The 12375-nt window shown below is 63.7% G+C and carries 13 protein-coding genes; 6 read left to right on the top strand and 7 right to left on the bottom strand.

The window, feature by feature from the left end:
* Positions 1-40 precede the first annotated feature (40 nt).
* Both QZ213_RS01810 and QZ213_RS01805 read left to right on the top strand, forming a co-directional pair.
* Positions 41-568, top strand: a complete 528-nt coding sequence (locus QZ213_RS01810; protein ID WP_291684330.1) for a sigma-70 family RNA polymerase sigma factor — start codon at positions 41-43, stop codon at positions 566-568.
* On the top strand, positions 565-1308 hold the full coding sequence (locus QZ213_RS01805) for an anti-sigma factor (protein ID WP_291684329.1): 744 nt from the start codon (positions 565-567) through the stop codon (positions 1306-1308). Before QZ213_RS01810 ends, QZ213_RS01805 begins: the two co-directional genes overlap by 4 nt.
* A gap of 104 nt (positions 1309-1412) precedes the next feature.
* On the opposite strand, the gene QZ213_RS01800 is transcribed toward QZ213_RS01805, so the two are convergent.
* Positions 1413-1973 (bottom strand): type 1 glutamine amidotransferase domain-containing protein, encoded by a 561-nt coding sequence (locus QZ213_RS01800; RefSeq protein WP_291684328.1) that lies wholly within the window; start codon positions 1971-1973, stop codon positions 1413-1415.
* A 174-nt stretch (positions 1974-2147) separates the two neighbouring features.
* On the opposite strand from QZ213_RS01800, the gene nthA reads away from it, so the two are divergent.
* From nthA to QZ213_RS01785, 3 genes are read left to right on the top strand one after another with little or no spacing between them, the layout of a single operon-like run.
* Complete coding sequence (gene nthA / locus QZ213_RS01795) at positions 2148-2780, top strand: nitrile hydratase subunit alpha (protein ID WP_291684327.1); 633 nt, start codon at positions 2148-2150, stop codon at positions 2778-2780.
* The gene (gene nthB / locus QZ213_RS01790; protein WP_291684326.1) at positions 2780-3439 is read left to right on the top strand and encodes a nitrile hydratase subunit beta; all 660 of its coding nucleotides are present in this window, start codon (positions 2780-2782) and stop codon (positions 3437-3439) included. Before nthA ends, nthB begins: the two co-directional genes overlap by 1 nt.
* Positions 3439-3825 carry a nitrile hydratase accessory protein gene (locus QZ213_RS01785; RefSeq protein ID WP_291684325.1) on the top strand — a complete coding sequence of 129 codons (387 nt, stop codon included), beginning with the start codon at positions 3439-3441 and terminating at the stop codon, positions 3823-3825. Before nthB ends, QZ213_RS01785 begins: the two co-directional genes overlap by 1 nt.
* Before the next feature lie 99 nt (positions 3826-3924).
* Here the strand turns inward: QZ213_RS01785 and queC are convergent, their stop codons facing one another.
* Positions 3925-4641, bottom strand: coding sequence for a 7-cyano-7-deazaguanine synthase QueC (queC, locus tag QZ213_RS01780; RefSeq protein ID WP_291684324.1), 717 nt, complete (start codon positions 4639-4641; stop codon positions 3925-3927).
* 130 nt (positions 4642-4771) lie between these two features.
* On the opposite strand from queC, the gene mazG reads away from it, so the two are divergent.
* Complete coding sequence (gene mazG / locus QZ213_RS01775) at positions 4772-5593, top strand: nucleoside triphosphate pyrophosphohydrolase (protein ID WP_291684323.1); 822 nt, start codon at positions 4772-4774, stop codon at positions 5591-5593.
* A gap of 31 nt (positions 5594-5624) precedes the next feature.
* On the opposite strand, the gene hflX is transcribed toward mazG, so the two are convergent.
* From hflX to QZ213_RS01750, 5 genes are all read right to left on the bottom strand, one after another.
* Positions 5625-7004: a GTPase HflX gene (gene hflX, locus QZ213_RS01770; RefSeq protein ID WP_291684322.1), complete on the bottom strand. Its 1380-nt coding sequence runs from the start codon at positions 7002-7004 to the stop codon at positions 5625-5627.
* 11 nt (positions 7005-7015) lie between these two features.
* Positions 7016-7264 (bottom strand): RNA chaperone Hfq, encoded by a 249-nt coding sequence (gene hfq, locus QZ213_RS01765; protein ID WP_006020546.1) that lies wholly within the window; start codon positions 7262-7264, stop codon positions 7016-7018.
* Positions 7265-7499: 235 nt separating this feature from the next.
* A complete protein-coding gene (locus tag QZ213_RS01760; RefSeq protein WP_291684321.1) occupies positions 7500-8870 on the bottom strand; it encodes a sigma-54 dependent transcriptional regulator in 1371 nt (456 codons plus the stop codon).
* A gap of 17 nt (positions 8871-8887) precedes the next feature.
* Positions 8888-11239, bottom strand: a complete 2352-nt coding sequence (locus QZ213_RS01755; protein WP_291684320.1) for a PAS domain-containing sensor histidine kinase — start codon at positions 11237-11239, stop codon at positions 8888-8890.
* 175 nt (positions 11240-11414) lie between these two features.
* Positions 11415-12375, bottom strand: a 961-nt coding sequence (locus QZ213_RS01750; RefSeq protein ID WP_291684319.1) for a sigma 54-interacting transcriptional regulator, incomplete at its 5' end; no start/stop codon positions are given.

The following is a 12375-nucleotide window of genomic DNA, read 5'->3' as shown; positions in this document are numbered from 1 at the left end:
GCCCTGCTCTTCCCTGCCGCGCATCCGGCCGGAGCCAGCCATGAATGAGATGCGGCTCTCGATCGAACCGCTGATCCCGGCGCTGCGCCGCTACGCGCGGGCGCTGGTCCGCAATTCCGCGACGGCCGACGATCTCGTGCAGGATTGTCTCGAGCGAGCCGTGAGCCGCTGGCACCAACGCCGTGAAGGAGAGCTCCGTCCCTGGTTATTCGCGATATTGCACAACCTGGCGGTGAGCCAGTTCCGCCAGTTGGCGACGCGCGGACAACACGTGGCACTCGATGCGGCCACCGAGGGTGATCTGGAGCAAGACGCCGTGCAGGAAAAAACGCTGATGTATCAAGATGTCCTTGACCGGCTTGCGAAGCTTCCTGAGGACCAGCGCTCGGTGCTTTTGCTCGTCGCGGTCGAAGAATTGTCCTACGCCGAGGCCGCCAAGGTGCTTGACGTTCCCATCGGAACTGTGATGTCGCGCCTCTCCCGAGCGCGCGAAAGACTGCATCGAGAAATTGAGGGACCTGCGAACAGTGGATCGACGCGTCCCGTGCAATTGCGGAGCGTGACATGAGCCATCGACCGATTACAGAAGACGATCTCCACGCCTACGTGGACTGCGTTCTGGAACCGGAGCGCCGGGCGGAAGTGGCCGCCTACCTTGACGGCCATCCGGATGTGGCCGAGCGTATCGCCGGCTACACGAATGAGCGCGATCTGATGCGCGCCGCCCTGGCCGGCATTGCGGACGAACCCTTGCCACCGCGGCTCAATCTGGCGCGGATCATCGAGAACCGCCGGCGGCGAACCGTGCCGACCTGGTGGGCGGTCGCGGCCATTCTGTTGATAAGCATCGGAGCGCTTGGTGGCTGGGCAATTCGCGGCGCCGTGCAGACCTCCGGCGGGGGGTTGGCGGCGCTCGCTCAAGAAGCGGCCTATTCCTATAACGTATATGCGCCAGATCATCTCCGTCCGGTGGAAATCAGGGCGTCCGACAGCGCGCAGCTTGTGCAGTGGGTATCCAACCGTCTGCGTCAACCGGTCAAGGTGCCGGATCTGACAGCTGCGGGCTATCGCCTGATGGGTGGACGCTTGATTGCGACGTCACACGGCCCTGCTGCGATGTTCATGTACGATGACGACCGGGGAACGCGGTTGGTGGTGCTGGCACGTCCGATGCTCACTGAGCAGGGCGCCCCAATGGCACCACAGTCGGAGCGTGGCATTTCCGGCTTTACGTGGGCTGACGACGGCATGGGTTACAGTCTGGTCGGCCAAGGTGGAGCTGACTCTCTCAAGCCCATCGCCAACTAAGCGCGAAAGCAATTGCGCATCATCTAACCATCGCACCGCCCTGCACGGGGCCGCCCGGGCTCCGTGGCCCACCGGCGAAGTGGCCGCTCCGCCGGTGCCGGCGGTTAGGCCGCGCTACGTTGGGTGTGTTTGCCTTCCCGCACCTCTTCGATGATCTTGGCGCTGAACGCCTCGAGGTCGCCGGGGTTGCGCGAGGTGATCACGCCATTGTCGACCACGACCTCGGAATCCTCCCATTTCGCGCCCGCGTTCATGACATCGGTCTTGATCGACTGATAGGAGGTCATCTTCCGGCCCTTGGCGATGCCGGTTTCGATCAGAAGCCACGGCGCGTGGCAGACCGCGGCGACGATCTTCTTCTGATTGAAGATGTCCTTGATGAAGGAAAGCGCCTTCGGTTCCACCCGCAGCAGGTCGGGATTGATCTGCCCGCCCGGCAGCACCAGCGCATCGTATTCGTCGGCTGAAACCTCGTTGAGTGTCTTGTCGACCCTGACCGGCCGGCCCCAGTCCTTCTTGTCCCATCCCCTGATTTCGCCTGGGTCAAGCGAAATCACGTGAACGGTGGCACCGGCGGCTTTCAGGCTGTCGCGGGGAACTTCGAGTTCCGACTGCTCGAAACCGTTGGTGGCGAGAATGGCTATTTTCTTGTTGTCGAGTTGCATGGATCGCTTCTCCTGGCGTGGCGCCCCGCCCGGTCCGGCAATGATCGAACCGGGCGATCGTTCCTCGGAGGCCGTGTGACAGGGCTGAAATTGCAATCAAACTCCGTTTGTCCGAACCACGCAGGCTGCATCGCATCTCGACATCACCGGAACATTTCGCCTATCCTTTGGGGTATGACCGGCCATCACCACAATCATGATCACGACCACGATCATTCGGAATTGTCCGAGACCGAATTGCGGGTGCGCGCGCTCGAAACCGTTCTGACCGAAAAGGGCTACGTTGATCCGGCCGCGCTCGATCTTCTGATCGAGACTTACGAGACCAAGGTCGGACCGCGCAACGGCGCGCGCGTCGTGGCCCGCGCCTGGGCCGATCCGGCCTATCGTGCCCGCCTCATCACGGATGCGACGCCGGCGATATTGGAACTCGGTTATGCCGGGCGTCAGGGCGAACACATCGTGGCCGTCGAGAACACGCCTGTCCTCCATAACATGGTCGTGTGCACGCTGTGCTCCTGCTATCCTTGGCCGGTGCTTGGGCTGCCGCCGGTCTGGTACAAGTCGGCGCCTTATCGCTCCAAGGCGGTGAAGGATCCGCGCGGCGTGCTTCGCGATTTCGGTTTTGAGCTGCCCGCGGGCACGGAGATTCGGGTCTGGGACTCGACCGCGGAAATCCGTTATCTCGTGCTGCCGATGCGCCCCGCCGGCACCGAAGGCTGGAGCGAAGAGCGCCTCGCCGACCTCGTCACCCGCGACAGCATGATCGGCACGGGATTGCCGAAGCAGCCCCACGAGGTCGCGTGATGGATGGCGCGCACGACATGGGCGGCGTGGCATGGTCCGGTCCGGTGCAGCCGGAACCGGACGAGCCGGTGTTTCATGCCGAGTGGGAACGGCGCGCCTTTGCGCTCACGCTGGCGATGGCGATGCCCGGCGGCTGGAACATCGACATGTCGCGCTTCGCCCGCGAGGATCGTCCGCCCGCGGACTATCTCGCCATGAGCTATTACCAGATCTGGCTCGCCGGCCTCGAGCGGCTGATGCTGGAGCGCGGCCTCGTCGCATCGGATGAAATCGAGGCCGCAAAGCCGCTGCATCCGGCAAAGCCGGTGACGAAGACGCTGACGCGTGACGGAGTAGCCGCCATGCTGCATCGGGGCGGACCGACCGAACGCGAGGCGGTGAGCCCTGCCCGCTTCGCTGCCGGCGATCGCGTGCGGGCGAAAATGATCCATCCGCCGACCCATACGCGGCTGCCGCGCTACGTGCGTGGCCATAGCGGCGGCGTCGAACGCGTGCTCGGCTGTCATGTCTTTCCCGACAGCAATTCCACCGGCGCCGGCGAAAACCCGCAATGGCTTTACACCGTGACGTTCGGCGGCCGCGAACTGTGGGGCGAGGCGTCCGATCCGACACTGAAGGTTTCAGTCGACGCCTGGGAGCCCTATCTGGAGCCGGCCTGATGTCGCTTGATCCGCAAGCCGCCAACGCGGCGACCCGCGCCGTGCCCGGCATTCCCCGTGACGCCGACGGGCCGGTGTTTCGCGAACCCTGGGAAGCGCAGGCCTTTGCGATGGCGCTGGCGCTGCACGCACACGGATTGTTCACCTGGAACGAGTGGGCAGCCTCACTTGCCGATGAAATCAGGCGTGCGCAGGCGGCCGGGGATCCCGACTGCGGCGAGACCTATTACCGGCATTGGCTGGCAACGCTTGAAAAGCTTGTCGCCGCGAAAGGCGTGGCTTCTTCCGAAACCCTGCACCGCTACCGCGACGCCTGGGACCACGCCGCCGACCGCACGCCGCACGGCGCGCCGATCGTGTTACAGCCGGACGATTTTGCAAGTTAGAGCGTTTTCGAGCGAAGTGGATACCGGTTCGCGTGAAGAAGACGCGTCAAAACAAGAATCTAGAGCTTCGGTTCTGATTCAACCAGAACCGATCATGCTCTAGGCGGTCTTCGCCGCATATTCCCGCCAGCCCTTCGCGCGCAAGGCGCAGGCCGGGCATTTGCCGCACCCATAGCCCCAGTCGTGCCGCGCACCGCGCTCGCCGAGATAACAGGTGTGGGAGTGTTCGCGGATGAGATCGACCAGCCCTGCCCCGCCGAGTTCGTTGGCGAGCTTCCATGTCGAGGCCTTGTCCAGCCACATCAGCGGCGTATGCAATTCGAACTGCTTGTTCATGCCGAGATTGAGCGCCGTCTGCAGCGCCTTGATGGTCTCGTCGCGGCAGTCCGGATAGCCGGAATAATCCGTCTCGCACATGCCGCCAATGATGTGGCTGATGCCGCGCCGGTAGGCCAGCGCGGCCGCAAAGGTCAGAAACACCAGATTGCGGCCGGGCACGAACGTGTTGGGCAGGCCGTCCGTTCCCATCGCGATTGCGACATCGCGCGTCAGCGCGGTGTCGGAGATATCGGCCAGGGTCGGAATCTTCAGGGTGTGGCTGTCGCCGAGCTTTGCCGCCCAGTCCCCGCGCAGCGATCTGATGCCGCCGAGCAGGCGATCGCGGCATTCAAGCTCGATGGCATGACGCTGCCCGTAGTCAAAACCGAGCATTTCGACGCGCGCAAAGCGCTGCAGCGCCCAGGCAAGGCAGGTGGCGGAATCTTGCCCCCCGGAGAACAGCACCAGCGCGGTTTCGGATTGGAATTGATCGCTCATGAGCTGCCCCTTAGCATCCATCGAACGCGGGGCCAATCGGTGGAAATGCCTGTCTGTCCGGCTCGTTTGGCTGGGATTGGCGCCTGTCTTGCTGCATATAGGTCTGAATTCCCTCAGGCTCGGTGCCCGAATGACCCCTTCCCGCGATATTTCACGCCTGCTCGAAATCATGGCGGCGTTGCGAACGCCCGGCACCGGTTGCCCCTGGGATCTCGAGCAGGATTTTGCGACCATTGCGCCCTACACCATCGAGGAAGCCTACGAGGTCACCGACGCCATCGCGCGCGGCGATCTCGACGATCTCAGGGAGGAACTCGGCGATCTTCTGCTGCAGGTGGTGTTTCATGCCCGCATGGCCGAGGAGCGGAACGCATTCGCGTTCGGCGACGTGGTCGAGGCGATCACGCGCAAGATGATCCGGCGGCATCCGCATGTGTTCGCCGACAAGGACGGACGGTTGACGCCCGGCCACGTTAAGGAAGCGTGGGACCGCATCAAGGCCGAGGAGAAGGCCGAACGCGCCGCGCGGCGTCCCCGAGAGGAAACCGCGCACAAATCGCTGCTGTCGGGCGTAAAGGCCGGGCAACCCGCCCTGACACGCGCCATGGCGCTGCAGCGCAGGGCCTCCAGCGTTGGCTTCGACTGGAACGATCCGCGCGCGGTGTTGCACAAGATCCGCGAGGAAGCCGACGAGATCGAGGCCGCGCTCGACCGCGGCGACGCGCAAGAACTCGCCGGCGAAACCGGCGATCTCCTGTTCGCACTGGTCAACCTGGCGCGCCACGCCGGCGTCGATCCGGAGACCGCGCTGAGCGGCACCAATGCCAAGTTCGAGCGCCGGTTCGGCTATATCGAGCGCGCCCTGACCGCGCAGGGACGCTCGCTCGAGGAAGCGTCGCTCGCGGAAATGGACGCGCTATGGAACGAGGCGAAGGGCGGGGAGAGCAAGTAGCTCTTGCCATGTCCGGCCTTGTGCCGGGCATTCACACCGCGTGCGGCACCGCATCGAACCGGTTGACCACGATGTCGCGCTTGGTTTCATCGACGCGCACGGTCATGTCGAAGCGGCCGTCATGGAGCTGCTTGTTCAGCACTTCCGAATTGCGGTGCAGCCAGCTGATGCCGGCGCCGTCGGAAGCGTCGATCGAAAGGTCCAGCGTCGTGCGCGTTGCCGCCAGCCGCGCCTCGATCGCGGCGAGCAGCGCGTCGATGCCCTCGCCGGCCTCGGCGGAAACCAGGAAACACGGGCGCTCCGGGGGGCGACGCGCGGCGATATTCTCCAGGTTCTCGCGCCCGTCGGCATCAAAGCGGTCGATCTTGTTCCAGACTTCGAGAATGCGGTTTCCCGCATCGGGATCGATGCCGAGCTGGCGCAGCACGGTGTCGACGTCGCGCTGCTGCGCTTCGGTGTCCTCATGCGAGATGTCGCGAACGTGGAGAATGACGTCGGCCTCCAGCACCTCCTCCAGCGTCGCGCGAAATGCCGCGACCAATTGGGTCGGCAGGTTGGAGATGAAGCCGACCGTGTCGGACAGCATCGCCTTGCCGCCATGCGGGAGTTTTAGCGCGCGCAAGGTCGGGTCCAGCGTTGCGAACAGCATGTCGGCGGCCTGCACGTCGGCGCGGGTCAGCCGGTTGAACAGGGTCGACTTTCCGGCGTTGGTGTAGCCGACCAGCGCCACCACGCGGTACGGCACGCGCTGCCGGCCTTCGCGATGCAGACGCCGCGTCGCCTGAACCTTCTTGATTTCGTTCTCGAGACGCGTGATGCGCTCGCCGATCAGGCGGCGGTCTGCTTCAATTTGCGTTTCGCCGGGGCCGCCCATGAAACCGAAGCCGCCACGCTGGCGCTCCAGATGGGTCCATGACCGCACCAGGCGCGAGCGCTGATAATTCAGGTGCGCCAACTCGACCTGCAGCGCGCCTTCCTTGGTCTTGGCGCGGCGACCGAAGATCTCGAGGATCAGTCCGGTGCGGTCGAGCACCTTGGTGTTCCAGGCCTTCTCGAGATTGCGCTGCTGGATCGGCGACAGCGCGCAGTCCATCACCACCAGTTCGATGTCGTGGCCGGTGATGATGCCTGTGATCTCCTCGACCTTGCCCTTGCCGAGGTAGGTCGCGGGCCTGATCTGACTGACCGGCGCGATCAACGCGTCCGCGATCGTCAGATCGACGGCGCGCGCCAAGCCCACGGCTTCCTCGAGCCGCGCCTCGGTATCGCGCAGGACACGCTGATCCGTCTGCGTCTCGGCATCGCCGCGGCGCACGCGCAGATAAGGGCCGATGACAATCACCCGCCCGGTGGCCTTACCCCCTGCAGACCGCGGACGGTCGGCACCCCCGTTGATCTCTCGGGGTTCCAATCAGGTCACTCTCAAGCGGGAGCATCCTCGCCGCCTTCGAACAACTGGATCGGAGCGCCCGGCATGATGGTCGAGATCGCGTGCTTGTATACAAGCTGCGAATGACCGTCGCGCCGCAGCAGCAGACAGAAATTGTCGAACCATGTGACAATCCCCTGCAGCTTCACTCCATTGACCAGAAAGATCGTCAGTGGCGTTTTGGTTTTGCGAACGTGATTAAGGAAGGTGTCCTGTAGGTTTTGTGCGCGGTCTGCCGCCATTGTTTTTATCCCGCATTCTTGTTGGTTTCTTTTTGTTGAACCGGGAGCAGCTCTCTTTCGGAACGTCTCCCAGTTGCCCGCAACCCCCTGAGATCCCCCTCCGGGAGGCGCGACGGCATGATTAGAAGGCAGGCGCGGTTTTTAGGCAAGCCGGTTCGCACATTTGACATGGAAACACGGGCGCAATTCCCCGAAAAGCCTCAAAAGCTGGCAAATATATCAAGAAGACACCGGCTCAACCGACCCCGAGGGCCTTGAGCTTGCGATGCAGCGCGGAGCGCTCCATGCCGACGAATTCCGCCGTGCGAGAGATGTTGCCTGAGAAGCGGCTGATCTGGGCGATCAGATAGTCGCGCTCGAATACTTCCCGCGCCTCGCGCAGCGGCAAACCCATAATATGCTCGCCATTGTTGCTGGTCGGCATCGCCGGCACCATCGAGCCGACATCCTGCGGCAACATATCGGCAGTGATGATCACTTCCGGACCGCCCCCGGCCAAAATCATGACGCGTTCGACGTTGTTGCGCAGCTGCCGGACATTTCCGGGCCAGACATGGGACTGCAATACCGCCATCGCATCCTGCCCGATCTGGCGTTTCGGTAACCCGGTAGCGGCCGATATCTGATCCATGAAATAGTCGATCAGCTCGGGAATGTCCTCGCGGCGCTCCGACAGCGGCGGCACGCGAATCGGCACCACCGACAGCCGGTGATAGAGATCCTCGCGGAACCGCCCTTCCGCGATCTCCTCTTCCAGGTTGCGCGCCGTCGAGGAGACGATGCGAACGTCGACATTGACCTTGGTGGTGCCGCCCGATCGCTGGAACGTCTGATCGACCAGCACCCGCAGGATCTTGTTCTGGGTTTCGCGCGGCATGTCGCCGATTTCGTCGATGAACAGGGTGCCGCCATGAGCTTCTTCCAGCGCGCCGGCCTTGCGCTGATGCTCGCCATTGGACTGCTCGACGCCGAACAGTTCGACCTCCATGCGCTCCGGCGTGATCGCTGCGGCGTTGATGACGACGAAGGGTCCTTCGGCGCGGCCTGAAAGATTATGCAGCGTTCGCGCCGCCAGTTCCTTGCCGGAGCCGGAAGGGCCGACGATCAGGATGCGGCTGTTGGCCTTGGCGGCCCGCTCGATGGTCTGGCGCAACTGATTCATACAGGCGGAGCGCCCGGTGAGAGTGCTCGCCGCCGGCGCGAGTTGCTTGAGTTCCTTCACCTCCCGCTTCAGCCGCGAGGTCTCCAGCGCCCGCGTCGCCACCAGAATCAGCCGGTCGGCCTTGAACGGCTTCTCGATGAAGTCGTAGGCGCCGCGCTTGATGGCGGCGACCGCGGTTTCGATATTGCCATGTCCTGATATCATCACGACCGGCAGATCGGGCTGTTCGCGCTTGATCTGCTCCAGCAACTGCAGGCCATCGAGCTTGCTGCCCTGCAACCAGATGTCGAGAAACACCAGATGCGGGCGGCGATTGGCGATCTCCGCCAGCGCCGAATCGCTGTCGCGTGCGGTCCTGGTGGTGAATCCCTCGTCGTCGAGAATCCCCGCGACCAGATCGCGAATATCTGCTTCGTCATCGACAATCAGAATATCACTTGCCATGGGTCACGCCTGTCTTGTCAGTTGCCGGTTGCGGCTTCGGTTTTTGTTTCGTTGCTGGTCGCGCCTGAAGTCCCGTCTGGATTAGTCGCGTCAGGGGGGCTGGTGGTTTCGGAAGCTGGCGCTTTTGTTTCGGGCAAGGCCTCCTTGCCTTCGGCCTTTGCATGGCCCGATATCGCGAACCGCAGCCGCATCCAGGCGCCGCGCTGGCCCGGCCTGATGTCGGCGGCATCGTGGAGTTCGATCCGGCCGCCGTGGTCTTCCAGCACGCGCCCGACGATCGCCAGTCCAAGGCCGGTGCCCTTTTCGCGCGTCGTGACGTAGGGTTCGAGCAGACGCGCCCGGCTCACCTTTGGCAAGCCAATCCCGTTGTCGACGACGTCGATCAGGATGTCATCGTTCTCGCGCCCCGCGATGACCTCGATACGACCCTTCCCCAACTCCTCCGGCGGGACCGCTTCAATGGCCTCCGCGGCGTTCTTGATGATGTTGGTCAGCGCCTGCGAAATCAGCCGCCGGTCGAACTGCGCCCGCAACGGATCTTGCTTGATTTCGGCTTCGATATCGATGTCGGGATGCCCAACCCGCATCAAGAACACCGCCTGGCGTACGGTATCGGCGACGTCCTCGCCCTCAATCACGGGTTTGGGCATGCGCGCGAAGCGCGAGAATTCATCGACCATCCGCCTGATATCATCGACCTGCCGCACGATCGTATCGGTACATTGTTCAAAGACGGCCTTGTCCTCGGTGATGACCTTGCCGAATTTGCGGCGAATTCGCTCTGCGGAAAGCTGGATCGGCGTCAGCGGATTCTTGATTTCGTGGGCAATGCGGCGGGCGACGTCGGCCCATGCCGAGGTGCGCTGCGCGGAAACTAGTTCGGTAATGTCGTCGAGCGTGATGATGTAGCTGTCGCGCGACTGGCTGGTCTGCTCGGCGCTGACGCGAACCGAGAGGTTGCGCTCGTGGCCGTCGCGCAGAATCGTGATCTGGCCCTGCACCAGCCGCTGCGTGCCCTCGCGCGCGGTCTTCATCATGTCGTCGAGCTCGGGCAGCACGTCCGACAATGGATGGCCCAGCGTCTCCGATTCGGCGTGACCGATCAGCTTTTCGGCGGAGCGGTTGAGAATGCCGACGCTGCCAGAGGCATCGACGCCGATGATGCCGGCGCTCGCCGACGACAGCACCGCCTCGATGAAGCGGCGGCGGCTGTCAATCAGGTCGCTGGCGTTGACCAGTTCGTCGCGCTGGGTGCGCAATTCCTGCGTCATCTTGTTGAAGGTCTCGCCGAGCTGCGCGAGATCACCCTCCGACTTGTGCACCGGCACCTGGACATGAAGGTCGCCGGTCGAGACAATATTGGCGGCGCTCATCAGCCGCCGGATCGGCGTGACCAGCCAATTGGCGAAGTTAAGGCCGATCAGAACGGAGGCCATCAGGATGGTCAGTCCGATCACGGCAAACATCAGCGCGAGCGACACCTGCATGCCGAGCCGGCGCGACTCCAACTCCGCATATTCGGCGACGCTCGCCTGCGTCTCGTTGACCTGCGCAACCACGTGCGGATCAAGCAGGCGGGCGACGTAGAGGAACGTGTCGTTGAACGCGCGCAGCCGGATCACCGCCGCGACGTAATTGCCTTCAGGGAAGACCGATATCTCGGGTTCGTCTTCTTTGACATTGCTCAGGAATTCCGGCGCTGGCGTCGCGAAGGTCTGCTGAATGACGGTCTGCGCCCTCTCCAGGGGACGGCCATCCTTGTCGATCAGCATCGCGCCCGGCAAGTTGCGCGAGGCCGCACTTGCCGTCAGAAGCTCGCGGAACGTTCCGCGATCCTGGTCGTATAAGGGCCGGGCGTGCGCGATGTCGTTGGCCATGCCCAGAATGTCGCCGCGAATAAGCTCGGCGTGTTCGTAAAGATACGCGCGCGCAACGATCAGCGAGTTCTGGATCACCTCGCGCGTCGGCCCTGAAAACAGCCGATCGAAGCCCCGGTCGATGGTCACATTGGCGACGATCGCCACCAGCACGGCCGGCAACACCGCAATCACGGAGAACAGGCCGACAATCTGGACGTGCAACCGCGCCGCCGCCCGGCCCCGGCGGCGGGCCTGCACAACCTGCCAGAGTTCACGGATGATGATGCCGACCAGCAGCAGGATGATCGCTGCATTGATCAGCATGAAGGAAATGACGACGTCACGGGTCGGCTCGATCCGGGTCAGGCCCGTGAGCACCACGAAGGTCAGCAGCGCCGACAGCAGCGCGACGGCGACCACAAACGGCGCCACGAACCTCCAGAGGGACCGCCCCTTGGATTCGACAAACGACGGAGCGAAGGATGCGGCGGAGGTGTCTGCGCTGGTCATTCCGGCAAGGGGGTGAGCTGATGGCCTGACGTCCGCCCGCAGCGGACTGATGCATTCATATCACAATGTTGCCGAATTGCGACAATTCCGCGGCGCGTGATCCTTGCATCCACCGTGCTTATGCCGCGGCTTCCCGCATAGATCGCCAACGATGCGTCCGGTGGACCGGGAACCCTCAGCTACCGCTGCGGTAGACCTGAATATCCAGATCACGAATCTTCTTGCGCAACGTGTTCCGGTTGAGCCCGAGCAGGTCGGCGGCGCGAATCTGATTGCCCCTTGTGGCCGCCAGCGCGGCGGTCAGCAGCGGCACCTCGATCTCCTTGAGGATCCTGTGGTAGAGGCCCGGCGGAGGAACGCCGTTGGGAAACCCCGAAAAGTGCGACGACAGGTAGGCCTCAACCGCGCCGCCGAGATTATCGACGCCGTGCTGGACGCTGCCGCCCGAACTGACCGCCGGCGGCGCCAGTTCGCCGTCGATGACCGAGCCCGTGATCACGTCTTGCGGATACAGCGCGGCCAGCCGCCGCGCGAGATTTTCGAGTTCGCGCACATTGCCCGGCCAGCGGTGCTGCTTCATGCGCTCCAGCGCGAGCGCATCGAGCTTCTTCGGGGGCAGTCCGTCCTTCTCGGCCAGCGCGAAGAAATGCCGGATCAAATCGGGCAAATCCTCGATCCGCTCGCGCAGCGGAGGCAAGCGCAGCGGCACCACGTTGAGGCGGAAGAACAGATCCTCGCGGAACAGTCCCTGCTGTATCAGGATACGCAGATCCTTGTTGCTGGCGGCGACGATGCGCACGTCGGTCTTGATCGGGGTGCGGCCGCCGACCGTGGTGTATTCGCCCTGCTGCAGCACCCGCAACAGGCGGGTCTGCGCCTCCATCGGCATGTCGCCGATTTCGTCGAGGAACAGTGTCCCGCCTTCGGCCTGCTCGAAGCGGCCGGAAGCGCGGGTATTGGCGCCTGTGAACGCGCCCCGCTCGTGGCCAAATAATTCCGATTCGATGAGATCGCGCGGGATCGCGGCCATGTTGACAGCGACGAACGGGCCGTTGCGCCGCTTGCCGTAATCGTGCAACGCCCGCGCCACCAGTTCCTTGCCGGTGCCGGACTCGCCGGAGATCATTACCGTGAGG

It is taken from the genome of Bradyrhizobium sp., assembly GCF_017881085.1.
Taxonomy (GTDB): Bacteria; Pseudomonadota; Alphaproteobacteria; order Rhizobiales; family Xanthobacteraceae; genus Bradyrhizobium.
The sequence above is the reverse complement of the archived record's forward strand: the minus strand, read 5'-3'. Positions and strand labels throughout refer to the sequence as shown.